Origin of the sequence: Specibacter sp. NPDC057265, assembly GCF_042668835.1 — a bacterium.
GTDB lineage: Bacteria > Actinomycetota > Actinomycetes > Actinomycetales > Micrococcaceae > Specibacter.
Genome location: NZ_JBHUYE010000001.1, coordinates 374,112 through 397,409 on the forward strand (window position 1 = coordinate 374,112; position 23,298 = coordinate 397,409).

Annotated in this window: 17 protein-coding genes and 1 tRNA gene; 5 read left to right on the forward strand and 13 right to left on the reverse strand. The window is 67.2% G+C overall.

From position 1 onward, the window contains the following. Positions 1-87 precede the first annotated feature (87 nt). The 6 genes from ACFUCV_RS01545 to ACFUCV_RS01570 form a co-directional block, all read right to left on the reverse strand. Positions 88-159: transfer RNA gene (locus tag ACFUCV_RS01545), tRNA-Gln, on the reverse strand. Between the two features lie 150 nt (positions 160-309). Next, positions 310-2,103 carry an ABC-F family ATP-binding cassette domain-containing protein gene (locus ACFUCV_RS01550; protein WP_380811275.1) on the reverse strand — a complete coding sequence of 598 codons (1,794 nt, stop codon included), beginning with the start codon at positions 2,101-2,103 and terminating at the stop codon, positions 310-312. A 54-nt stretch (positions 2,104-2,157) separates the two neighbouring features. Beyond that, a complete protein-coding gene (locus ACFUCV_RS01555; protein ID WP_380811277.1) occupies positions 2,158-3,159 on the reverse strand; it encodes a 4-(cytidine 5'-diphospho)-2-C-methyl-D-erythritol kinase in 1,002 nt (333 codons plus the stop codon). Between the two features lie 10 nt (positions 3,160-3,169). Then, positions 3,170-4,048 carry a 16S rRNA (adenine(1518)-N(6)/adenine(1519)-N(6))-dimethyltransferase RsmA gene (gene rsmA, locus ACFUCV_RS01560; protein ID WP_380811279.1) on the reverse strand — a complete coding sequence of 293 codons (879 nt, stop codon included), beginning with the start codon at positions 4,046-4,048 and terminating at the stop codon, positions 3,170-3,172. A 16-nt stretch (positions 4,049-4,064) separates the two neighbouring features. Then, complete coding sequence (locus ACFUCV_RS01565) at positions 4,065-5,231, reverse strand: transglycosylase family protein (protein WP_380811281.1); 1,167 nt, start codon at positions 5,229-5,231, stop codon at positions 4,065-4,067. Between the two features lie 264 nt (positions 5,232-5,495). Continuing rightward, positions 5,496-6,392 carry a TatD family hydrolase gene (locus ACFUCV_RS01570; RefSeq protein ID WP_380811283.1) on the reverse strand — a complete coding sequence of 299 codons (897 nt, stop codon included), beginning with the start codon at positions 6,390-6,392 and terminating at the stop codon, positions 5,496-5,498. Between the two features lie 203 nt (positions 6,393-6,595). On the opposite strand from ACFUCV_RS01570, the gene ACFUCV_RS01575 reads away from it, so the two are divergent. Genes ACFUCV_RS01575 through ACFUCV_RS01585 form a run of 3 tightly spaced genes read left to right on the forward strand, consistent with a single transcriptional unit; the run spans position 6,596 to position 11,351 of the window. Then, positions 6,596-7,687: an AAA family ATPase gene (locus ACFUCV_RS01575; RefSeq protein WP_380811285.1), complete on the forward strand. Its 1,092-nt coding sequence runs from the start codon at positions 6,596-6,598 to the stop codon at positions 7,685-7,687. An 11-nt stretch (positions 7,688-7,698) separates the two neighbouring features. Further along, entirely contained in the window at positions 7,699-9,030 is a 1,332-nt protein-coding gene (locus ACFUCV_RS01580) for a DUF58 domain-containing protein (RefSeq protein ID WP_380811287.1), read from the forward strand. Continuing rightward, a complete protein-coding gene (locus tag ACFUCV_RS01585) occupies positions 9,027-11,351 on the forward strand; it encodes a transglutaminaseTgpA domain-containing protein (protein ID WP_380811289.1) in 2,325 nt (774 codons plus the stop codon). The genes ACFUCV_RS01580 and ACFUCV_RS01585 overlap by 4 nt, the downstream gene beginning before the upstream one ends. A 27-nt stretch (positions 11,352-11,378) precedes the next feature. On the opposite strand, the gene ACFUCV_RS01590 is transcribed toward ACFUCV_RS01585, so the two are convergent. After that, positions 11,379-12,875 (reverse strand): NAD-dependent succinate-semialdehyde dehydrogenase, encoded by a 1,497-nt coding sequence (locus ACFUCV_RS01590; protein ID WP_380811291.1) that lies wholly within the window; start codon positions 12,873-12,875, stop codon positions 11,379-11,381. Between the two features lie 282 nt (positions 12,876-13,157). Continuing rightward, on the reverse strand, positions 13,158-14,027 hold the full coding sequence (rsmI, locus tag ACFUCV_RS01595; RefSeq protein ID WP_380811466.1) for a 16S rRNA (cytidine(1402)-2'-O)-methyltransferase: 870 nt from the start codon (positions 14,025-14,027) through the stop codon (positions 13,158-13,160). 130 nt (positions 14,028-14,157) lie between these two features. Between rsmI and ACFUCV_RS01600 the strand changes: the two genes are divergently transcribed. Then, positions 14,158-15,891 (forward strand): dolichyl-phosphate-mannose--protein mannosyltransferase, encoded by a 1,734-nt coding sequence (locus tag ACFUCV_RS01600; RefSeq protein ID WP_380811293.1) that lies wholly within the window; start codon positions 14,158-14,160, stop codon positions 15,889-15,891. Between the two features lie 20 nt (positions 15,892-15,911). Here ACFUCV_RS01600 and ACFUCV_RS01605 read toward each other — a convergent pair whose 3' ends face one another. The 3 genes from ACFUCV_RS01605 to ACFUCV_RS01615 form a co-directional block, all read right to left on the reverse strand. Beyond that, a complete protein-coding gene (locus ACFUCV_RS01605) occupies positions 15,912-17,084 on the reverse strand; it encodes a TIGR01906 family membrane protein (protein WP_380811295.1) in 1,173 nt (390 codons plus the stop codon). A 139-nt stretch (positions 17,085-17,223) separates the two neighbouring features. Further along, positions 17,224-19,113, reverse strand: a complete 1,890-nt coding sequence (locus ACFUCV_RS01610) for a DUF222 domain-containing protein (protein WP_380811297.1) — start codon at positions 19,111-19,113, stop codon at positions 17,224-17,226. A gap of 119 nt (positions 19,114-19,232) precedes the next feature. After that, positions 19,233-20,225, reverse strand: a complete 993-nt coding sequence (locus ACFUCV_RS01615) for a stage II sporulation protein M (protein WP_380811299.1) — start codon at positions 20,223-20,225, stop codon at positions 19,233-19,235. A 50-nt stretch (positions 20,226-20,275) separates the two neighbouring features. Between ACFUCV_RS01615 and ACFUCV_RS01620 the strand changes: the two genes are divergently transcribed. Beyond that, a complete protein-coding gene (locus ACFUCV_RS01620) occupies positions 20,276-21,079 on the forward strand; it encodes an RDD family protein (protein ID WP_380811301.1) in 804 nt (267 codons plus the stop codon). A 60-nt stretch (positions 21,080-21,139) separates the two neighbouring features. On the opposite strand, the gene ACFUCV_RS01625 is transcribed toward ACFUCV_RS01620, so the two are convergent. Both ACFUCV_RS01625 and ACFUCV_RS01630 read right to left on the reverse strand, forming a co-directional pair. After that, positions 21,140-22,381: an Ig-like domain-containing protein gene (locus ACFUCV_RS01625; protein ID WP_380811303.1), complete on the reverse strand. Its 1,242-nt coding sequence runs from the start codon at positions 22,379-22,381 to the stop codon at positions 21,140-21,142. 120 nt (positions 22,382-22,501) lie between these two features. Continuing rightward, positions 22,502-23,296: an MBL fold metallo-hydrolase gene (locus tag ACFUCV_RS01630; protein WP_380811305.1), complete on the reverse strand. Its 795-nt coding sequence runs from the start codon at positions 23,294-23,296 to the stop codon at positions 22,502-22,504. Between the last annotated feature and the right edge of the window lie 2 nt (positions 23,297-23,298).

Below are 23,298 nucleotides of genomic sequence, written 5' to 3' on the forward strand. Positions count from 1 at the left end.
GGCGCAGCCGGTGGCGGAACAACAAAAGCCCCCTTCCGCGCAGGAAGGGGGCTTGTGTCAACACAGCTGCCGCACGCGGCACAGACGTTCCGCCCATAGGATTCGAACCTATACTCCACAGCTCCAAAGGCTGGGGTGCTGCCATTACACCAGAGCGGACCGCACACTTTTGATTTACATCAAGCGCACGAGAATATAGTGTGCCACGGCCATGGCCTTTTGCGCGAGTTGGGGCCCGCGCCGGGGCCCGTGGTGGCCCGGCGGCAGGGCGGCGCAGTGGCAAAGCTCACACTGACCGGCGGTGCGGGATTACTCCAGCACCTCCGAGGCCTCAATCCACTCCAGTTCCAGGCCCTCACGCTCCGCAGCCAGCTTGGCCAGTTTCGCGTTGAGCTCCTTCAGGGCGTCGTAGTCCCCCACGGCCTGGGCCATTTGGGCATGGATCTTGGCGTCCGCGGCGGAGTTCTTGGACAGCTGCCGCTCCAGACGGTTCAGCACCTTGCGGGCATCGCGCTTTTGCGCCTCGCTAGGGCCGGTGGCTTCGGATTTGCCGGCGCTGGGGCTCCCCGCGGAGGGGCCCACGCCCGCTGCGGCGCGCAGCTCCAGGTACTGGTCCACGCCTCCGGGCAGGCCGCGCAGCAGCCCGTCCCCCAGCAGCGCCATTTGATGGTCGGTGACGCGTTCAAGCAGGTACCTGTCGTGGGAGACCACCACCAGCGTGCCCGGCCAGCCGTCAAGCACGTCCTCCACCGCGGCCAGGGTGTCGGTGTCCAGGTCGTTGGTGGGCTCATCGAGCATGAGCACGTTCGGCTCGCCCACCAGCAGCCGCAGCAGCTGCAGCCGGCGCCGCTCGCCACCGGAGAGGTCCTTCACCTGCGTCCACTGCTTGTCCTTGGTGAAGCCGAGCTGCTCCACCAGCTGCCCGGCCGTCATGTCCTTGCCGCCGACGTCAAAGGAACGCTTTTCCCGTTCAATGACCTCAATGACGCGCATGTTCAGCACATCGTCGAGTTCCCGCACCTCCTGCGTCAGCACGGCCGTGCGCACGGTGGAGCCGGTTTTGACCTTGCCGGCCGACGGCGGGACCTCCCCGTTGAGCAGGCGCAGCAGTGTGGTCTTGCCGGCACCGTTGACGCCCACCAGTCCCAGCCGCTCCCCCGGCGCCAGGCGCAGGGTGATGTTGTTGAACAGTTCCTTGGCGCCGTCGCCTGCGCCGTAGCTGAGGGAGACGTTTTCCAAATCCAGCACGTCCTTGCCCAGGCGGGCGGTGGCCATTTTGGACAGCGCCACCGTGTCGCGGGGTTCGGGGACGTCGGCAATGAGTTCGTTGGCGGCCTCAATCCGGAACTTGGGTTTGGCCGTGCGGGCGGGCGCGCCGCGGCGCAGCCAGGCCAGCTCCTTCTTCACCAGCTGCACCCGCTTGGACTCAATGACGGAGTTCATCCGGTCCCGTTCGGCGCGGGCCAGCACGTAGGCGGCGTAACCGCCGTCGAACGGGTCAATGACGCCGTCATGGACTTCCCAGGTGCGGGTGCACACCTCGTCCAGGAACCACCTGTCGTGGGTGACCACCACGAAGGCGCCCTCATTGGCGCGCCAGCGTTCCTTCAGGTGCTTGGCCAGCCAGGCCACACCCTCCACATCCAGGTGGTTGGTGGGCTCGTCCAGCATGATCACATCGTCATCGCCAATGAGCAGCTTGGCCAGGGCCACGCGCCGCTTCTGCCCGCCGGAGAGGGAGTGGATGTTCGCGTGCCAGTCCACCTCGCCCACCAGGGCGCCCATGATTTCGCGGATCTTGGGGTTGGACGCCCACTCGTGGTCGGCGGCCTCCCCCACAATGGCAAAGCCGACGGTGTCGTCGCCGTCGAGCACGTCCGACTGGTCCAGGTAGCTCACCTGCACCCCGCCACGGACCGTCACGCGGCCCGAGTCCGGGCTTTGGCGCCCCGCCAGCAGGCGCATCAGCGTGGACTTGCCATCACCGTTGCGCCCCACAATGCCAATCCGGTCGCCCTCTTCGAGCCCCACACTGACGCCGTCGAGCACGGTCCGGGTCGCGAAGGAAATGCTGAGATTTTCCCCGCCCAACAAATGAGCCACGTGGTACCACTTTCCTTAAAGAATCTTGTTGTTTCAGTCAAAATGCAGAAATGTTCAGGCCAGGATGTGCGCCCCGTGCACGGGACCCTCCACCGCCCAGGCGCGGTGGCCGCTGTCCTGCAGTGCGGCCGCCAGCTCCTGCGCATGCCCGGCGTCGGCGGCCAAAAAGGCCAGCGTGGGGCCGGAGCCCGAGACCAGCTGCGCCAGGGAGCCCAGGCGCCGCCCGTCATCCAGCACCGCTGCCAGCCCGGGCGCCAGGTCCAGCGCCGCCGCCTGCAGGTCGTTGTGCAGCCACGGCGCCAGCGCCGCGGCGTCCCCGGTCCGCAGGGCCGCCAGCACCTCCGTTGCCACCTGCTCCGGCTCCGCCACCACGGTTCCGGCGGCTTCGCGGAGCTCATCCAGGCGCTGGTAGACCACCGGGGTGGACAGCCCAAAGTCCGCCGGCACCAGCACCCAGTGCAGCGGCGTGGGGGCCAGCGCCGCGGTGAGCTCGTCCCCCACGCCCAGGCCCACGGCGGCGCCGCCCATCAGCGCAAAGGGCACGTCGGCTCCCAGTTGCGCGCCAAGGCGGGAGAGCTCCTCACGGCTCAGGGCGGTGTTCCACAGCGCATCGCAGGCCACGAGCACGGCCGCGGCGTCGGCGGAGCCCCCGCCCATGCCGCCGGCGATCGGAACGTGCTTGGTGATCTCAAGGTGCACCCCGGTGGCTTCCGGGGCCAGCTGGGCCACCAGCAGCGCCGCCTTGACGGCCAAATTGCTGCCGTCCAGCGGAATGCCGGCCAGCGCCCCGGCCCCAAGGGAGCTGGCCTCGGCCAGGGAGACCGTGATGTCCTGGGCCGCCGTGCCGGGGCGCGCGGTCACCACCACCTCCTCGTAGCGGGACACGGCCAGGTAGCTGCTGGCAACCCGGTGGTAGCCGTCGGCGCGCGGGGGCCCGACTTGGAAGTGGACGTTGATTTTGCCCGGCGCCCGCACCCTTACCTGGCGCCGCGCGTTCCGCGCTGCTGTGTCCGCCGGCACAATGGGTGGTTCGAAGGCGGCGTCAGTGGTCTCCATGGCGTGCCTTTCAGGCGTTGAGGGGGAGCTTGGCTTCGGCAATGCGCGCGTAGGCCAGCACGTCAATGGTCTCCCCCCGGGCGCTGGGATCCACCCCGGCAAGCCGCAGGCACCTTTCGGCCTCTGCGGCGCCACCGGCCCAGCCGGCCAGTGCGGCGCGCAGGGTTTTGCGCCGTTGGGCAAAGGCTGCGTCAATGACCGCGAAGACCTCCGTGCGGGAGGCGCGCGTCACGGGGGGTTCGCGCCGTTCAAAGGCCACCAGGCCGGAGGAGATTTTGGGGGCCGGCCAAAAGACGTTCATGCCTATGACCCCGGCCTTGCGCATCTGGGAATACCAGGCACCCTTGACCGAGGGGACGCCGTAGGTTTTGGAGCCGGGGCCCGCCACCATGCGGTCGGCCACCTCGTCCTGGACCATGACCAGGCCATGGCGCAGGGAGGGAAAATGTTCCAGCAGGTGCAGCACCACGGGCACTGCCACATTGTAGGGCAGATTCGCCACCAGGGCCGTCGGTTCGGCCGGCAGCTCGGTGATCCGCATGGCGTCGCTGAGAATGACCTGCAGCTTCCCGGCCGACTGCGGCCGGAAGGCGGCCACCGTGTCGGGCAGCTTGGCCGCCAGCACGGGGTCAATTTCCACCGCCACGACCTGCCCGGCGGCGTCGAGCAGGCCCAAGGTCAGCGAACCCAGCCCCGGGCCCACCTCCAGCACCGTCTCCCCGGGGTCAAGGCGGGCTGCGGCCACTATCCGCCGGATGGTGTTGCCGTCAATGACAAAGTTCTGCCCCAGTGTTTTAGTGGGGCGGACACCAATTTCTTCCGCAAGCCGGCGGATTTCGGTGGCCCCCAGCAGCGGCTGGGTGGCGGGGGACAATTCGGGGCTGCTCACGCACCAATGGTATCCGCTAGCGCACCATGTGCGCGCAACCCCAGGCGCTGAGGCCGCGCTGGGCGTGGACCCGGTTGGCAATGTCAATTTGCTGGGCTTTGGTGGCCAGGCTGGCATTGGGGGCGTATTCGCCGCCGCCGGCGCCGAGCCAGGTCTGGATGTCGAACTGCAGGCCGCCGTAGTAGCCGTTGCCGTTGTTGATGGACCAGTTGCCGGTGGATTCGCACTGGGCAATGGCATCCCACATGGCCTCGTTGGACATGGCCGGGGCGCTGGCGCCGGTGTTGGCCCCGGTGGCCTTGGCCTCCTTGGCCTCCTTGGCGGCGGGGCGCTCCTTGGCGCCAATGGAGATCTTCGCGCTGACCGGTTCCACCTTCACCGCTGAGCCCGTCTCGGTGCGGCTGACCACGACGCCGTCAATGGCCACCGTGCGGAAGCTCTTCTCGACGCTGCCGGCCACCCCTTCACGGACGGTCTTTTTCTCATCCTTGAACAGCTGCGCATCAACCGACTCCTCGGTTTCAAAGGGCACGGCGACTGTTGTGGTCTCGGTGCCGGCGGTGTTGACGCGGGTGACCTTGATGACCATGTTTTCCACCACGGCCGTGGCCTTCGGCGCCGAGACCAGGTCCGTGGCGGCCAGCTTGATTTCCGCCTCCTCCAGCAGCTTCTCCACGGTGGCGGCGGTGGTGGTGCTGAGGGTCTTTTTGCCGTCCGCCACCACCGTGACCTGCTTGGGGGTGATGATGCTGACATTGTCCGAGGCCGCCAGCAGCTTGTCCGCCGGCACGGAGATTTCAGCATTGGCCCCAATGCCCAATTGGTTCATCAAACCGCTGATCCTGTGGGAGGTGGTCGTGACGGTGCGTTCGGCCCCGTCCAAGCTCACAGTGATGTCCTTGGCGGTGTCCACGGTGATGGTTCCGCCGTCCTGGACGGGGGCGTCAAGGGCCGGGGTGATGTGGTCCGCGGCGGCCACTGCCACGTCCGCGCGCTTGAGCGCGTCGGCAACGGATCCGCCAAAGACCTGCACGGAGCTGGTGCTGCCGTCCACCACCAAGGTGATGCTCTTGTTGCCGGTGGCAAAAGCCAACACTCCCGCTACGAGGGCGAGCAGCAGGGCGCCTTGGCAGGCCAGGGTCAGATAGCTGGGCTTGGCCTTGGTGGGCAGTGGTGAAGACACGGGTTCCCGTAACTGTCGGAGCATCCGGGCACGGGGAGGGGCAGTGGCGGCGCAGGAAAAAAGCCCTGCCGCACGGGCGGGCCGGTTCCTGCAGGTGCTTCTGCAAACGGTTGCGCCCGACGCGACGGCGGGCCGTGGCGCGTGGGCACATAAAATCCGGTGGCCTTCCCCGACCACGGCTAATAGTTTCCCAGCGTAACCTAACCGTGACCTTTTGGACAAGGTTTGGTCACGGTGACGTGAGCGGAACTACACCCCGCGAAACTACCAGGAGCCGTAGACGGCCTGCGTGTTGGCATTGAGCTGCCGGCACATCTGCGCCACTTCACGGCCGGTGGTTTCAGCCATGTGGCGCACCGTGTACGGGAGCATGTAACTGGCGTTGGGGCGGCCCCGGAAGGGGTGCGGGGTCAGGAACGGGGCGTCGGTTTCACACAGCACCAGGGCCGGATCGGCAACGGCCAGCCCCTGCCGCAGATTGTGGGCGTTTTTAAACGTCACGGTGCCGGAAAAGGACATGTACCAGCCATGGTCATTGCAGATCCTGGCCAGTTCCGCATCGCCGGAAAAGCAGTGGAACACCAACCGTTCGGGGGCGCCGGCGTCGGCCAGGATGGCCAGCACGTCTTCCTGGGCGTCGCGGCAGTGGATCTGCAGGGCCAGGCCCAGCTCCTTGGCAATGTCCAGATGCGCCCGGAAGGAGTGGTGCTGCGCGGCCCTGCCCGCCTCCCCGGTGCGGAAGTAATCCAAGCCCGTCTCGCCAATGGCACGCACCCGGGGATGGGCCGCCAATTGCGCAATCTCCGACAGGGCCGCCTCGAGCTCCCCCGCCTGCGCCAGGGACGGGGCGTCGTTGGGGTGCAGGGCCACGGCGCCCAGCAGTCGCGGATCGGCGTCGACCGCGGCCACGGTGAACCGGGAGGAGGGCAGGTCACAGCCCACCTGCACGGCCCCGGCCACGCCCACCGCCGCCGCGGCGTCCAGGGCGGCGCCCAGCGCCACGGGGGAATCGCCAAAGTCAAAATGCGTGTGGTTGTCATACACCGGCACGGGCAAGGGCTCCGGGGCCGCGGCAAAAAGGTTTTTGGCACTGCCCTTGGCGCTCTGGGCAGCGGATCCGGGCGCCGGACGGTACGCAGGGGGAATGCTGTCAATGCACATGCCCTCCACCCTACCCAGTGCCGGGCTCCGACACTTTAAAACGGGTGCTGCGGCAGCGGTTTTTCCCGCCCGCCGGAGCCATTGTTTGCCTCCCGGGTGGGGTCAATTGCAGTGCGGGATAGTAGCGTAGGTCACAGCAGCTGTCAGTGCCTTGTGTCAGCATCATCATGACCGTTGCCGGTCATTGAGCCGAAGGGTGGGGCATGAACCCGCAGGAGACAACATTGCTGGGATCGGGCGCCGCCCCAGGGACCGCAGCGTTTGGCGGCCGGCCACAGGCACCCCCCGCCGGCGGTGCTGCCGCCGTGCCGGCCATGGATCCCACCCGTTTCGGACAACTCAGCGGCCAGATCATGGCTGTGATGAACACCGTCATTGACGGCAAGGAAGCACCGGTGCGAATAGCCTTGACGGTGCTTTTGGCCGGTGGCCACCTTTTGCTGGAGGACGTTCCCGGGGTGGGCAAGACGCTGCTGGCCAAGGCACTGGCAAGGACCGTCGACTGCTCGGTGAACCGGGTCCAGTTCACCCCCGACCTGCTGCCCAGCGACATCACCGGCGTCTCCATTTTCAACCAGTCCGCACGCAGCTTTGAGTTCCGGCCCGGCGCCATTTTTGCCAACATTGTCATCGGGGATGAAATTAACCGCGCCTCGGCGAAAACCCAGTCGGCCCTGTTGGAATCCATGGCCGAACACCAGGTGAGCGTGGACGGCACCACCTATCAGCTCCCCCACCCGTTCATGGTGGTGGCCACGCAGAACCCCATTGAAATGGAAGGCACCTACCCGCTGCCGGAGGCGCAGCGGGACAGGTTCATGGCACGCATTTCCTTGGGCTACCCGGATCCGCGGGCCGAAGAGGCCATGCTGGAGAGCCACCAGTGGACCAACCCGCTGGACAGCGTGCAGCCGGTGGTCTCCACCGGGGAACTGGCCGCCATGGTCGCGGCGGTGGCGGCTGTCCACGTGGCCCCGGCCGTGCGCGCCTACACGGTGGCCCTGGGCCAGGCCAGCCGCAGCAGCCCGCAGCTGCGCCTGGGCGCCAGCCCGCGTGCGCTGCTGCAGCTGGTGCGTGCGGCCAAGGCCGCGGCGGCCTTGGCCGGACGCACTTTTGTGCTGCCCGACGATGTCCGCCAGTTGGCCGTGCCGGTGCTGGCACACCGGATTTTGGTGGAGCGCGCAGCTGCCAGCGCAGGGCTGACGCCGGCGTCGGTGCTGACCGAACTGTTGACCATGGTGCCCGTGCCGGGCGCGCCCCAGGGGCGTGCCGGGCGCGGTGCCCGGAAGTATTAGGGACCCCGGGGATGCGCACCGTGCCGCCCCTGCGTCCGCGCGGCTGGCTGCTGCTGGCAGTGGCCGTGCTGGCGCTGGTGGCGGCCTGGGTGCTGGGACGGCGCGATTTGTTGTGGCTGGCGGTTTTTTGCCTCGCCCTGCCGGCGGTTGCCTATGCCGGCCTCCATGGCTTCAAGACCGGTTTCACCGTCCGCCGCCAGCTGGTCCCGCGCCTGGCCCGGGTGGGTGGTGCTGTGCAGTTCACCCTGGAGGTGCGCGGCCGGAGTCCGGCCGGCACGCACCTGCAGCTGACCGAACAGCTCCCGCCAAGCTTCCATGAAAACCCCCGCTTCAGCTACCCGAGTCCGGTGGTGCCGCACGGCCTGCTCAGCCGCTACCAGTACCGTGCCGTGCCCTCCCAGCGCGGGGTCTTCACCGTCGGTCCCCTGCAGGGGCTCTTCAGCGACCCCTTTGATGTGGCACTGCTGCACCGGGAGCTCGACGGCGGCGAGCAGCTCACGGTGGCTCCGGCCGCCCTGGAACTTGCCCCCCTGGCGCTTTCCCACGGGCGCGGCCAGGATGGCAGCCACAGCAGCGCGGAGCTGGCCCATGCCAGCGCCGACGATGCCATGACCCGCCACTACCGCCCCGGGGACCCTCTGCGCCGGGTGCACTGGGCAGTGACGGCGCGCCAGGGCAGGCTCATGGTCCGGGCCGAGGAGTCGGTCACCGCCCCGGAGGCCGCCCTGATCCTTGACCAGCGCCAGCTGGCCTTTGGCGGCAGCGCCCGCTTTGCCTTTCATGTGGCCGCGCAGGCGCCGGGGCGCACCGCGCAGCCGCTGCGGACCACTGCCGCCTTTGAAAAGGCCGTGGGCGCCGCCGTCTCCATTGCCACCCATCTTTTGGACCGGGGCTACACGGTGCGGGTGCTGGACCATCAGGGCGGGCCCGGGTTTGCCTCCTCACCGTCGGCCCTGCAGCCACTGATGGAGGACTTCAGCGGGCCCCAGGGCGTGGTTGATGTGGCAGTGGCGCTGGCGGCCCTGGAACTTGCCGCCGCCGGCGGCCCCGCAGCCTTTGGCGGGGACCTGGGCCACAAACTGCACCGGGGCCGGCGCCGCGGACCGCTGGTGGCGGTGGTGGGAAGCCTCAGCGACGCCGAGGCCCGGCTGCTGGCCGGCATGGGCGAATCCACCCAGTGGGCCGCGGCGCTGCTGCTGTGCTACGACCCCGCCGAGGCCGCCGCGGCGTTGGAGATCCTGCGCGCGGCCGGCTGGCAGGCGGCGGCCCTGAGTCCCAAATCCTCCCTGGCCGCCGTGTGGGAATCCCTGGGCCAGAATCACCTTTCAGGGCTGCGGCCATGAGCGCCGCCACCGAACAACGCCGGCACGCGCCACCGGCCACGCCGCCGGCACGGCTGGGGGAAAGCAGCACCGGGCCCGCACGCTGGGTGCTGGCCGCGGCGGTGTGGGCCGCCGTCATGGGCGCCTCGCTGGGGCTGGCAGGCGTGCTGGAGAATTTCAGCTGGTTCCCCCGGGCAGGCGTGGTGGTGGCGCTGACGCTGCTGCCGCCGGCGCTGTTGCGCAGCCGCGGCGCCCTGGCCCCCTTCGCGCCCCTGGGCGCTGTGGCCGGATGGCTCACAGGGCTGACACTGATGTTTTTCCCCGGCACTGCGCTGCTGGGTTTTTTGCCCACGTCAAGGACCGTGCAGGCGGCACTGGAACTCGGCGGCGAAGCCTCGGCCGTGATCATGGGCACCGTGGCGCCCGCCCCGGCCGTGCCGTCCATGGCCTTTGCCCTGGCGGCGGGCCTGGGCTTCGCCGCCGTGCTCATTGACACCATTGCCATCACCCTTGCCGTGCCTGCGGCGGGATCGCTGGGGATCATTTTGATCCTGCTCCCGGCGGCACTGATGACCAAGTCCGGCGTGGGCACCCTGGGCTTCATGGCCGCCGCCACGGGGTTCCTGGTGCTGTTGGGATGTTGCAGCTGGTACGCCCCGGGGGGAAAGCTGCGCCCCGGCGCCACCACCGCCCCCAGCGGGGCCCTGGTGCGCGGGGCAGCGCTGGGCGGCGCCGTGGTGCTGCTCATGGCGCTGCTGCCGGCAGCCATTCCCGGATTCACCCAGGGCAGCTTCCCCCAGGGCGCCCGGCTGGGCGGCGACGGCGGCCCCACCCGGCTTGATCCCATGATTGCCCTGGGCTCAAATCTGCGCGAACAGTCCAGCAGGATCAACCTCAGCTACCTCTCCAACACCAACACCGCGCAGTATCTGCGGCTGAGCACGCTGGAGGACTTCACCGGCCAGTCCTGGGCGCCGTCGCCGCTGCCGGTCCAGCTCAGTTCGGAGCTGTCGGATCTGGCGCCGGCGCCGGCACCAAATCCGGTGGTGCCGCGCCAGGAAATCATTACTGAAGTCACCTCCAGGGGCCTGGACAGCGAGTGGCTGCCGGCACCGCAGTACCCCGTGGAAGTGACGGATTTGGACGGGCGCTGGCTGTGGAACCCGGCCACGGCCACGCTTGCGGGCCAGGACGCCTCCACGCGGGAGCAGTCCTACACGGTGCGCAGTGAAATGCCCCGGCTGAGCCCGCAGCTGCTGGACGCCGCGAGGCTGCCGCCGCGCAGGGAGCTGGACCCCATTTTCACCACGCTGCCCAATGATGTGCCGGAACTGCTGGGCGCCACCGCGCAAGAACTCGGCGGCACCCTGCCCACCCCGTACGCCAAGGCCATGGCGCTGCAGGACTACCTGCGCTCGGATCAATTCAGCTACAGCCTGGACACCCCGGCGCAGGAGGGCTACGACGGTTCCGGCATGGGTGTGCTCAATGACTTCCTGGAGCGCAAAAGCGGCTACTGCGTGCACTTTTCCGCCGCCATGGCAGTCATGGCGCGCGAGCTGGGCATCCCCTCCCGGATAGCCGTGGGGTACGCCCCGGGGGCCGCAAACCTGGAGGTGGCAGAACGCGGCGGCGTCACCTTGTTTGGTTACCAGGCGTCCGGGCGGGATGCCCATGCCTGGCCCGAGCTGTACTTTGAGTCCCTGGGCTGGGTGCCCTTCGAGCCCACCCCCTCCCGCGGTGCGGTGCCAGATTACGCGCAGGCCGAAAGCGCCCCCGCCGCGGACCCGCAAAACGTGCCGCTGCCGGAACAAAGCACCCCGGCACCCACCACGGCCGCGGCCACGCCCACGGCCACCACGGCGGGGGCCAGCCCGGCCCCCGGCACCGGCAGTTCGCCGTGGCCCGGGCGCCTGGCGCTGGGGCTGCCGGCGTTGGCGGTGCTGGCCGTCCCGGCGCTGGTGCGCACCGGGTCACGGCGGCGGACCCTGGCCCGAATCCGCCGCGGCGGTGCAGCGGGGACCGGTGATGCCGCCGCCATGCTGGCCTGGCGGGAGCTGATGGCCACGGCCGCCGATTACGGCCATGCCGGCGACCCTGCCCGCACCCCCGCCCTGGAGGCGGCAGCCTTGGCCCGGCGCTTTGGCCCGGCGGCGCCCGGCGGGCTCACCCAGCTGCAGCACGCCTACGAGGAGGCGGTGTTCGGCGGCGCCGCCTCCGTCCAAGGCCGGGAGGATCTGGCCGCCGCCGTGGAATCCCTCACGGCGCGGCTGCGTTCCCGGGCCACGCTCTGGCAGCGGCTCCGGGCAGCCGTTGCTCCGGCGTCGTTGTTCAGGCGCTGAAGCCCCGGCCGCCCGGAGGCGGGCGGTTTAGCCGTTGTCCGGCAGGGGGCTGCCAATGTACTGGGTGTACTGGTACTCGGCAATACCCTCCAGGCTGCCTTCGCGGCCCAGCCCGGACTGCTTGACGCCGCCAAACGGTGCGGCGGCATTGGAGATGACGCCCACGTTCAGGCCCAGCATCCCGGTTTCAATTCGGTTGGCCATGCGCATGCCGCGGTTGTGGCTGCCGGTGAAGACGTACGCCACCAGGCCGTATTCGGTGGCATTGGCCAGGGCCACGGCCTCGTCCTCGTCCTTGAAGGTCACAATGGGGGCCACGGGCCCAAAGATCTCCTCGCTGAGGATCCGTGCCCCGGGGGCCACATCCACCAGCACCGTGGGCTGGTAGAAATAGCCGTCCCCTTCGGCCGGGGCACCGCCGGTGAGCACGCGGGCGCCGTCGGCAATGGCGTCGCTGACCAGGGCATGGACCTTGCCGCGGCTCTTGGCATCAATGAGCGGCCCCACCTTGCTGCCGTCTTCGGTGCCGCGGCCCAGCGTGAGCGCGGACATTTTGGCGGCGAACTTTTCGGCAAATTCCCCGGCCACCGATTCATGCACCAGGAAGCGGTTGGCTGCCGTGCAGGCCTCACCCATATTGCGCAGTTTCGCGGCCATGGCCCCTTCCACGGCGGCATCCACATCGGCGTCCCCAAACACCAGGAAGGGGGCGTTTCCGCCCAGTTCCATGGAGGTGCGCAGCACGTTGTGGGCGGCATTGGCCAGCAGGCTGCGGCCCACGGGGGTGGAACCGGTGAAGGAGAGCTTGCGCAGGCGGGGGTCGGCAATGAGCGGCCCGGTGACGCCGCCGGCGTCGGTGGTGGCCACCACGTTCAACACCCCTGCCGGCAGGCCGGCATCCATGAGGACCTGGGCAAAGAGCTGGCTGGTCAGCGGGGTCAGGTTGGCGGGCTTGAGGACCATGGTGCAGCCGGCGGCAATGGCCGGGGCGATTTTGCGCGTGGCCATGGCCAGCGGGAAGTTCCAGGGCGTGATGAGCAGGCACGGGCCCACGGGCTTCTTTTGCACCATGATCTGCCCGGTGCCTTCGGGGTTGGTGGAGTAGCGGCCAAAGGAGCGGGAGGCCTCCTCGGAGAACCAGCGCAGGAACTCGGCGCCATATTTGACCTCACCCATGGCCTCGGCCAGCGGCTTGCCCATTTCCAGGGTCATCAGCAGCGCAAAGTCGTCGGCCCGTTCCATGACCATGTCAAAGGCGCGGCGCAGAATTTCGGCGCGGAAACGGGGGGCGGTGGCGGCCCACTCATCCTGCGCGGCCACGGCGGCGTCGAGGGCGTCGGCACCGTCCTGGGCCCCGGCGTCGGAAACCTCCAACAAAACCTTGCCGGTGGCCGGGTCCTCCACAGCAAAGGTCCTGCCGCCGGCGGCGGCCCGCCACTGCCCGCCAATGAGCACTCCGGTGGGAATGCTGGCCAGCAGGGTGCTTTCCCGTTCGCTGAGTTCGGCGCTGGTGCTCACTGTCATATCGACTCCTTTGGCTGATGCCGCAGCGGTGCACGGCGACAAGTTTTACTTTAAGCTCACGCTAGTTCCAGCATTTGTGGCTGTCCAGACTCCGCCGCACTACCTGAAGGCAGCGGGCTGTGCAGCTGCACAATGGCCGCCGCGCCCGGGACGTTGGGGGCCCGGGACGCTGGGGGCCGCTGGGGGGCCGCGAACCACCAGCCCCCTGACGGCCGGCACGGCCCCAGGATGGCCTGCGGAATGTGCCCGGATCCGCCGCGGATGCTGCCAGCTGGTGCGCCCTTACGCCCGCGCGGCCAGCACCGCGCTGTACAGTTCCCGTTTGCTGACGTGGACGTCGTGGGCAATGACTGCCACGGCCTCCTTCATGCGCATGCCCTGGGCCATGAGCTCATTGACGGCCTGGACGTGGTCGGCAGGGGTGCCGGGATCGGCGTCGGGGGCGCCGCCAACCACCACGGCGATTTCACCGCGGATCTGCGCCGCCTCCGCCCACTCCAGCAGGCCCGAGAGGGGTTTGCGGATGACCTCCTCATACGTTTTGGTCAGCTCCCGGCACACCGCTGCCGGGCGGGAGGGACCAAAGGCGGCATGCAGCGCACGGAGCATGGCCTCAAGGCGGTGCGGGGCCTCAAAAAACACCATGGTGCGCTTTTCCAGGGCCAATTCGTGCAGACGCGCCGAACGCTCCCCCGATTTGCGCGGCAGAAAACCTTCAAAACAAAACCTGTCCGTGGGCAGCCCGGACAGTGCCAAGGCCGTCAACACGGCCGAGGGGCCAGGCGCGGCAGTGACGCGGACCCCCGCGGCCACGGCGCCCTCCACCAGCCGGAAGCCCGGATCCGACACTGACGGCATCCCGGCGTCGGTCACCATGACCAGGGTCTTGCCGGCCTGCACCTGGGCCAGCAGCTCCCCCGTTTTCACTGCCTCATTGTGTTCGTGGTAGCTCACAATCTGCCCGCCCACCTTGATGCCCAGGCCCGTCACCAGGCGGTGCAGGCGGCGGGTGTCCTCGGCAGCGACAATGTCGGCGGTTTCCAGCCAGGTGATCAGGCGTGCAGTGGCATCCCCCCGGTTGCCGATGGGGGTGGCCGCCAGGACAATGCAGCCCTGGCCCGGGTTGCCGGCCGGGGCCAGCGAGCTGTCCATGGGCGCCTCGGCCGGGTCCGGCGCCCCGGGCAGTTCACGTGCTTGCGGTGGTGCCGGTGCGTCCTGGCCAAAGTCATCATCCATCCCCTTAGCGTAGTGTGCCGCGGCAGGCGGCACCCACTTCGGTAGCATGGACTGCGTGCAACCCCACGCTACGGACACCGCCTTGGCGGCCCCGGACAACGTCCCACCCGCCGAAGCTGCAGCCCCAGCGACGGGCGGCCCAGCGCCGTCGCCCCGGTTTCCCGCAGGGCCGCGCTGGGTCTGTGATCCTGCCGCGGCCTTTACCCGGGCGGCGCTGACCGCCCGGCTCCTGGGCACGCGATTTTCGTGGCGGACCACCCCGGTCGGGCTGCGTCTGTGGTTTTGGCTGGGACCGGCCCTTGCCGCCGTCCTTGCGGGGGTGCTGCGTTTTGTCCGCCTGGGCCAGCCGACATCGCTGGTCTTCGACGAAACCTACTACGTCAAGGACGCCTACAGCTACCTGCAAAGCGGCTATGAACGCAATTGGGCCGAGAAGGCCAACGAGCTCTTTAACCAGGGCATCTTCACGGGTCTGGAAGGCACTGCCGAATATGTGGTGCATCCGCCTGTGGGGAAATGGATGATTGCTTTTGGCATGTGGCTTTTTGGTGCCGATTCCACCTTCGGCTGGCGCTTCACCGCCGCCCTGGTGGGCACCTTGTCAGTGTTCATCCTGGCCCTGATTGCCCAGAAAATGTTCCGCTCCACCACCTTGGGCGTGCTGGCAGGCCTGCTCTATGCAGTGGACGGCCATGCCATTGTCCAGTCCCGCACCTCGCTGCTGGACATTTTTGTGATGTTCTTTGCCCTCCTGGGCTTCGGCGCGGTGCTGATGGACCGCGATGACGGGCGGCGGCGGTTGGCGGCCCGGCTTTCCGCCCTCGCCGGGGCCGACGGCCGGGTTCCGGGCAGGGATCTGCTCTATGGGCCCTGGTTGGGGATCCGCTGGTGGCGGCTGGCGGCCGGGATCGCCCTGGGCCTGTGCATAGGCACCAAATGGTCAGGGCTGTTCTTCCTCGCGGCTTTTGGCCTGATGAGCGTGCTGTGGGACATGAGCGCCCGCCGCATTGCCGGCATCAGGCACTGGGTGGTGGCAGCAGTGTGGAAGGACGGCCTCCTTGCTTTTGTGAGCATGGTCCCCGTTGCTGCCGCCACTTACCTTGCCAGCTGGAGCGGATGGTTTTTGTCCAAGGACGCCTACGACAGGAACTGGGCGGCGGAGAATCCCGCGGGCGCGTGGGGTTGGGTTCCGGATTCCCTGCGCTCGCTGTGGCATTACCACTCCACGGCCCTGAACTTTCATACCGGCCTGTCCTCCGACCACCCCTACAAGGCCAATGCCTGGTCATGGCTGGTGATGGGGCGCCCCACCTCCTACTACGTGGAAAACTATGAAAACGGCGACGGCGGCTGCGGAGTGGACAAGTGCACGGCAGCCATCACCAGCTTGGGCAACCCGCTCATTTGGTGGGCCGGTACGCTGGCATTGTTGTTCCTGGTGGGTGTCTGGATCACCCAACGCGACTGGCGCGCCGGGGCCATCCTGTGCGGCTTCGCAGCCGGCTTTGTGCCCTGGCTGTTCTACCCCGAACGCACCATCTTCTTCTTCTACGCCATTGCCTACGAGCCCTTCATGATCCTTGCCGTGGTGCTGGTGCTGGGCATGGTGCTGGGCAGGCCCGGCGATCCACCCTGGCGCAAGCAGCAGGGCGCGCTCTTCGCCGGCCTCTTCGTGGTCCTGGCTGTGGCCCTGAGCGCCTATTTCTACCCGCTCTGGTCAGCGGAAATCATCACCCAGGACTACTGGCGTCAGCACATGTGGCTGCCCAGTTGGATCTAGCCTGCTTCAGCCGGTCCGCTTCAGCCGGCGCGGCGACCGGTGCCGGGCGTTGCTGTTCCCTGGCGCCTGTCCTTGGTGGGCCAGGTGAATGCCATGGTCAGGGAAGCAACGATCAGCACAAAGGCCCCGATGAAGATGCCTGCGTCCGTCCAGAACTGGCCCGGGAACAGCCTGATCAAGGTGTCATCGGTGTAAAAAGTCCAGGTGCCGTCAGCGAAGAACACCTTGTGGAACTCGGTGAAGAACCTTTCCCAACCGGTGAGGGCCAGCACTCCCAGGGCAACTATGAGCGCCAAGGTGGCAATGGACCCCGCAAACAGGGCGCGTCGAATCCCGCCAACACTGCGACGGCGCAGGTACACCATGCCAATCACCATCACGGCAGCCAGCACCAGTCCGGTCAAAAAGGCCAGGGCAATGACGGATTTCACGTCAGCCATATGCTGCACTTCACTGGCGAGAAACAGCGGATCCCCCGAACCATCCACGAGCTCACCCAGGTATCGCGGCGAGGCGAAGTTAAGCAGGTAGTCGATCGTGTAGGAACCGTAGGTGATGCGGTCATCGGTGCTGAATCCAAACGAGTCCGCCGGGAACCCTGGACGGTGGTACTCAAGCCACAAATACACCGAGCTGGTCACCAGGCGAATGGCAAGGACCAGTAGAACCACAGGATAAAAAATGGCCAGCAACACTTGAATAACCCGGGTCAGGACGGGCTTGGTGCCCGCGGCCTTCTCCATGGCGGCCTTGCGTCGGGCCAGGTCCTCGGCCGGGGGGCGCATGGTGATCTCACCCGTGGGGGTGGGCTCGAGAATAACCTCATCCTCGTCCTGCGCCGTCCTGGCCAGGGCGGCGGCAATTTCCTCATCTGTGGGCAGCTTGGGCAACCGCGAGGCGGGGCGCATGGGGTCCGCCACTGAATCAAACCCCGGATCCAGCTTGACCTTGCTGGCCTGACCGGCCAGCGTTGGCGCGGCAGCACGGCGGGCGTTGGCACGGGCGGCCAAACTTGCCTTGGTGCCGGGAACCGCACTGTTCCCTGCTGTAGTGACTGCATCCATTCTGCTGGTCGTCTCAGCCTTTTCAGGCACGGGTCCTGACGGCTGGGGTCCCGGCTGCGCTGCCGGCTCCTGCAAAGGGGACTGATCGGAGGTGCGCTCTGGATCCTGGGTTTTTGAATTCTCGCTCACAGAAGCAAACGATACCGGCCCCCTCCCCCAGCTGTGCGGTGCCACCCCGGGCTGATGCCAAACTGTCACCAGATGAAGAACCTTAGTCATGGGGAGTGTGGATCCCGGAAGGGGATTTCAACCTTGGCTCAGGTTTTCCTTATAGCGGCCGTGGGCGGCTTTGCCGCTGGCCCGTTGTGAGGCGTTGTTGGATGTGGTTTTTGAGCCATTCGGGGTAGGACGGGGCGCTGGTGTCATCCGGTGCGGGCGGGTACCAGTGTCCGGTGGGGGACGTCCACCCCACACGACCTTCCTCGGTCATGGTCGGGGTCCAGCCGCGCAAACGGGTGTTTTGACGTTCGGCGCTTTGGTCCGTGCGGTTCCAGCCGTGGCGGGTTTTGTCGTCCTTAAAGTGTTTGAGGAGGTGGTGGCGTTTGCACAGGGTTTGCAGGTTGTTGTAGACGCTGCGGCCCCCGGTTTCAAAGCGTTTGACGTGGTCGACCTCGCAGTTCACTGCCACGGTGGTGCAGCCCGGGAAGAGGCAGTATTCATCCCGGATGGTCAACATTGTTTTCATGGCCTTGGAAATCCGGTACGACTCGGGTGCGTAATCGAGGGGTTTGTTCGTGATCGGGTCCACCAACACCCGGTACAACGACGGTGCGCCCGCGGTGAGGCGCCGTGCGAGCTCCACACTGATCGGCCCGACACCTTCCATCCACGCCGGTTCGTCCGTGAAGCCCAGCAATGACAGGGCCGGCACCACCAGCACCGGGGTCACCCTGGGCAGCGGCGGCCACACCCCACCGCCGGACCCGGCATTCGCGGCTGGGAGGTGGGGATTGTTGCCCGGTGCCGGTGGTGCGGGTGTGAGATCCGGTGGCTTGGACCCGTCAAACCCGTTCCAGAACTCCCTGTCCCACGGATCGGGTGCGGGATCAACAAAGCCGGGATCCGTGTAGTCCGGATCCTCAAACACCGGCACCCCACCACCAAAACCGGCGCCCAAGTCTGTGTCTGTGTCCGTGTCTGTGCCTGTGTCTGTGGCAGTCTCCGCCGATTCCGCCGGCGCTCCCGGACCCGCTTCCGCCGGCGCTGGCGTGGGTTCCGCCGGTTCTGGCACTGGTGTTGGTGGGGTGTGGATGTGGTTTTCGTCCATGGTCTGGCCCAACAGCAGGGCCGCGGCAACATCGGCGCGCAACTGGGCCAGGGTCCGTGATTCGTGGGGACCCTGCGCGGCCTGGGCGGTGGTGGTGCATTGGGAGAAGATCGCAGCGACCGTCGGGGACGGCCCAAAGAGGGTCAGCCAGGACATCCCGTCCTGACCCCGACCCACCCGCAGGGACCGGTCCTTGAACGCCCGCCGCGTCTTGGCTGCGATGGAGTCCGGGTAGGTGCGTTCCCTTGCACGGCGGGCCTTGTCCCTGAAACTGGGCCCCGCGCACCCTTCGGCCTTTCCCAACAACACCTGTTCGAAAGCGTCAATGACGGACTGTGGGTGCCCGGTGTCCCGCAACACGGTCGTCTCCTCGGCAATCACGACCGCCTGCTCCCACCCCAACCCACCCTCACTAAAAATCTTCATCGTCGCCGGGAGGTGATGGACCAGGGTCCCGGCATGATCCATCAGCTTTCCCGCGACCGCTTCGGTAATGGTCAGCAACCCGGCCACCTCGGCCCGGATGCCCATCATCTGCGTCTGGCGCTGCCAGGCATCCAGCCCCAACACCGCACCCTCCACCCGGGCCGCGGCCTGCAAACGCTCCACCAACACCACCAACAACGCCGCACACCGGTTCCGATGCACACCCAAAGCAGCAAGGGCCTCGGCACAGTCATCCAACAAGCCCCGCACCCCACCCAACCGCGAGGAACCACGATCCTCGGTGGAGGCACTGGGAACAGGGAAATCAGGCAACCCCGCCAACCCCGCCACATCCACAGCAAGGGAGGAAAGAACGGGAAGGGTAAGGGCAGTGATGCGGTCCGCCACAGAAACTGTGGTGGATGAATCCTCCGGACCTGCCGGGAAATTCACTGAACTACCCATACCCCTATAGTAGACCCCACCAACGAGTAGAACAAGAGAAACGAGAAGCTATTCGAAACTATTTTCGCATTCCGTCCCAAAGCGGAAGAAGCATAAGAGCTGCGGCATGGGCCTTTGACTCAGACAGACTTGACGGTGGCTCCGGCGTCGTCAGCGGACAGGTCCCCACTCTCCCCGGCCCGCACGGCGCGGCCACCCAACACCAGGGTGTAGGCCCAATAGCCGCCCAGAACCAGGGCTCCAATGGTGATTTTCGCCCAGACCGGCAGCGGGCTGGGAGTGACAAAAGCCTCCACGAGGCCGGAGATGAACAGGACCAGAACAAGCCCGGCGGCCACGGTGATCAAGGAGCGCCCTTCCTGGGCCAAGGCTTCCAGGCGGCTGCGCGGGCCGGGACTCACCCAGGCCCAAAAGATGTGCAGGCCTGCCGCTCCGGCAACGAAAATGGAGGTCAATTCCATGAGCCCGTGCGGGAGGATATAGCTGAAGAAGACGTCGCCGGAGTCGTAGGCGAACATCACTCCGGCCGTCATGCCTATGCCCTGGGCATTGGAGAACATGGCGTAGGGAACGAACACGCCGGTAATGCCGAAGGCCACGCACTGCGCCGCGATCCACGCATTGTTGGTCCAGACGGCTCCGGCAAACGAGGCGGCAGGGTTCTCGGAGTAGTAGTTGACAAAGTCATCGTCCACCAGCTGCTGCAATTGCGCGTCACTGCCCATGGCGGCCATGACCGCCGGATTGCCGGCCGTCCACACGGCAAACAAGGTGCTGACGAGAATGAAGGCCCCACCTATGACAATGGTCAGCCAGCGGATGCGGTAGAACGCCGCGGGCAGGGAAATGGCGAAGAAGCGTGCAACATCAACAAAAATGTTCGACCGTGCCCCCGTGAAACGGGTGCGCGCCGTGGCGAGTATGGCCGACAGTGATGCCGACAATGCGCTCTCACCCGCCACCGAACGGATCAAGGACAGCTGTGCGGAGACCGCCTGGTAGAGCTCCAGCAGCTCGTCCGCTTCCTCGCCGCTGAGACGCCGTTTTCGGCCCAACACCTTCAGCCGTTCCCAGGCCGGGCCGTGCACACTTGTAAACGCATCCATGTCCATTGCTTCCAGCCTAGCGCCAGCGCATGCGCACGCGTGGATAGACTGAAAACATGTCCACAATCATCACCGGTGAAGCCGTCGTTTTGGAACTGCGCCCCGCCTCCTTTGCCGCCCGTTCATTGGCGACGGCGATCGATGTGGCCCTGACGCTGTTGCTGGGCCTTTCGCTGGTGCTGCTGCTGGGGGCCTTGCCGTTTGCCCTGGACGAATCCGCCGTGCGCGCCATAGTGATAGCTGCCTTGGTGGGCCTGCTGGTGGTGGCACCCGTGGCCGTGGAGACGCTGAGCCGCGGGAAATCGCTGGGAAAATGGGCCATGGGACTGCGGATAGTGCGCGACGACGGCGGTTCCATCCGTTTTCGGCACGCCCTGATCAGGGCCCTGCTGGCAGTGCTGGAAATTTACATGACTTTAGGTTCCGTGGCCTGCCTGGTCTCCCTGTTCAACGACAAGTCCAAGCGGCTCGGTGACATGCTGGCCGGCAGCTATGCCATCCGGGACCGGGCCCCGAAAATCCTGCCGCTGCAAATTTCCGTGGCACCCTCGCTTGCTTCCTGGGCCGCCCTGGCTGACATTGGCCGGCTGCCGGATCCCCTGGCCCGCCGCATTTCCATGTTCCTGCGCCAGGGCGCCACCATGGCCCCTGCCTCCCGACAGCGGCTCGGGGTGGAACTCGCCACCGAGGCCAGCGCCCATGTGGCCCCGCTGCCGGAGCCCGGCACCGACCCCATGGTTTTTTTGGCCTCGCTCATGGCCGAACGCCGGGAGCGGGAACTGCAGCGCATGAATGCTGCAGCCCTCCAGGCCACGCGCATCAAGTCCCAGCTGCGGCGCCACGGCGTCGGCCCGCAATAGCGCCGCCGCGCAACAACACCGCCGCGCCATGACACCGCCGCGCCACAACACCCGCGCGGGTCAGCGCGAGGCGTATACCTCGAAGGGAATGTTCCAGTCCCCGAAGCCGTCGGTGGCTGCAATGGTTTCATTGGGGGTGCCCACGGTGTGGACCAGGTCGCCGGCGCGCATGTTCTCAAACACCCAGCCGGCACCCTCGGGGGACAGTCCTATGCAGCCGTGCGAAAGATTGGCGACCCCCAGGTACGGCATGGCCGAAGGTGTGGCCTGGTGGATGAAAATGCCGCTGTTGGAGAGCCTGCTGGCAAACTCCACATCCACGGAGCCGTAATCCCCCGGATCGCCGGGTTTGAGTCCAATGCTCGCGGCCTTGAAGGTGGCGTAGCGCTGCTTGTCCCCGGTGATCACCATGTACCCGGAAGCGGAGGGGAAGTCGGCGTCACCCAGGGTGGCCGGGAAGGTCCGGGCCACCACGTCATTGACGAAAACGCTCACGCTGTGCGTGGCGGCATTGGCTTCCATGACCACTTTATTGCCAATTTGAATGTTGTAGTTTTTGTTGAAGTTGGCAATCATGCCGTTGCCCAGATCCATGCCCAGCAGTTTCATGTCCACGTTGATGCTGGAGTTCGCTGCCCAAAAGTCGGCGGCGCGGTAACGCACCAAAGTGTCGGAGTACCAGCGGAACGCGCCCGCCTGCCCGGCGCTGCTGGTGATCTTAATGGCCTTCTCCACGGCTTCCTTGTTGACCACGGGCTCGCTGAAGACAAATTGCAGCGGCTGCGCCACACCCACCGTGGAATCGGCCGCCGGGTAGAGGACGGCGTCGGCCTCATGGCTGGCCGGCACGGTGGTGAAGGTGCTGACCTTGGTGGTCTTGTTCCCGTCGGCGTCAACGGCGGTGACATTGAAGGTGTAGCCGGTGTTGAACTTCAACGGCCCCTTGTTCACCCAGCTGCGGCCATCGGCTCCGGCCGTGCCCTCGGTGACGGCGCCGGTGGCTGTTTCCTTCAACACCACATGGGACACCTTGCCGTGGGTCACCTCGGCGGAGATGGGCGTCACCGGGTTGACGAACGTGGCACCGTCCTTCATGTTCAGGGCAATGACTGCCGGGTTCGCCGGCGGCGCGCTGGGGGTGGGGGTGGTGGTCCTGCCGGCGGAGCTCGACGCCGTGGCTCCCGGTCTGGAGGTTCCGTCAATGGCGCTGCAGCCCGTCAGGGTCAAACCCAGCGCCAACAAAGAGACCACCATCATCCGTAGGCCCCTGCGGGATTTTTTGGTCTCTTCCAACTCAGCCATGCAAACTCCCCAGTGGGTGGATTCAGCGGTGGCGCCCGATGCACCAGGAATCAATTTTACGCCACCTGCGGACAAACTCCGTCCCGCCGCCTGGCCCGGCCCAGGGAAGTTACGGGGTTGTTACAGTACCCGCAGGTACTGTAATTGCGCCTGGACTGACAGCAGGGCCGCCGCCTGCAGCTGCGGTGGCAGCTGCCCGTACACGGCCTGCACCAGCTGCTCCGCCGTGGCCTCCCCTGCGGTGCCCACACGTTCGACGGCGGCACGCAGCTGCGCGATCCGCTCGCCCCGGTGCTCCTGGTACGCCATCGCGGCCTGGTCCAGGTCAGGCAGCACCGGACCGTGTCCGGGCAGCACCGGCACCGGCGCCGCCTGCGCCGCGGCCCAGGCACGCAGGCGGGCCAATGAGTCCAGGTAGTCCTTCAGCGTGCCGTCGGGATGATCCAGCACCGTGCTGCCGGTGCCCAAGATGGTGTCCCCCGTCAGCATCAGCTTCGGGGACGCACCGGCGGGCTCCACGGCAAAGCAGAGGGAATCGCTGGTGTGTCCCGGGGTGGCAAGGACCTGGATGGCCAGACCGGCAGCATGGATCACTTCGCCGTCGGCCAGGGCGCCGGCGCCGTAGCAGAACGCGGGCAGCGCAGCCCGGACGGGCGCCCCGGTGAGTTCATGCAGGCGTGCGCCGGCGGCCGTGTGGTCGCCGTGGCGGTGGGTGATGAGAACCAGTTCCACGGAACCGGACGCCGCCAGTTCGCCCACGTGCTCGGCCAGCAACGGACCCGGGTCAACGATGACCACACTGCCTGCGGCCGGCTCGCCCAGCACATAGGAGTTCGTGCCGTCCAAGGTCATCGGGCCGGGATTCTCCGCACGGCGGCGCCTGGCAAAGCCGGTGACACTTTCCCAGGCAGGCACGG